The sequence below is a fragment of the Flavihumibacter stibioxidans genome (assembly GCF_014332695.1).
Classification (GTDB): Bacteria; Bacteroidota; Bacteroidia; order Chitinophagales; family Chitinophagaceae; genus Flavihumibacter; species Flavihumibacter stibioxidans.
In genome coordinates this window covers 1-877 of sequence record NZ_MBUA01000025.1, presented here as the reverse complement: position 1 = coordinate 877, position 877 = coordinate 1, and the positions used below count along the sequence as shown (strand labels likewise).

Annotated in this window: 1 protein-coding gene; it reads left to right on the top strand. The window is 35.7% G+C overall.

Going from position 1 to position 877, the window contains the following annotated elements:
• The first annotated feature begins 74 nt into the window (after positions 1–74).
• On the top strand, positions 75–668 hold the full coding sequence (locus tag BC349_RS13845) for a hypothetical protein (protein ID WP_187256040.1): 594 nt from the start codon (positions 75–77) through the stop codon (positions 666–668).
• The last annotated feature ends 209 nt before the right edge of the window (positions 669–877 follow it).

Genomic DNA, 877 nt, shown 5'->3' with positions numbered 1-877 from the left:
CGTTGGTGGCAATTAAAATTGACACACCCTAATATGCAAAGCGAAAAAAGACAGCATCTATTCAGAAAATGCTTATGAGACTTTCGACATTTTTACTTCTTTTCAATTGTTTAAACTCGTTTGCACAAACAAATAATTACCAAAACTTACTTGACACCGCTATAGGAGGACACGGAAGTCTGTTTCTTTATTCGAAACCCTTAAAAGTAACACGACTTGACATAAAAGAATTGTGGTTTTATTTTGAAAATGCAAGAGAGTATTCTAATCAAAAGCTGGACACAGTAATGTTCTCTCAAATTATTCAAAATTCTTTAGTTGCGGACACAACTTTATGGTCAGACAATGAACTACCGAAATTTATATTAATTAATGATAGAGCAGCGACCGTTTCCAAAAGGTACGTAGTTGAGAAATTCAAATTGACTGACAAAAAGCAAATCAAATATTTCACCAAATACGTAAACAAATTTAACACAACAGATATTTCAGACCGAGTTATTTGCTACTATTCAAGACCGATTTTTGACAATACAAAAACATTCGCAATAGTTCAGTGGGACAACGGACACAGTTATCTTGGCGGTGGCGGTGGCATTATGCTTTATCAACAGCAAAGCGACAAGACCTGGAAAGAACATTGTGTGATACTTAACTGGCGATATTAACTGCCACCAACATAAATATTGGCAAAAGCAGGGCGAGACGAGGGAACTTCAACAACAGATCATTGATGAGCATATGTCCAAGCTTTTCATAATTTCAAATAGCTATTGGATTTAAAAAAAAACATTTGAAAATAAATTAATCAGTTGGCCGGGCGGTACATTATTAATGGCCCTGCCTTCGCCAATACTTGAACGTTAACTGACACCCT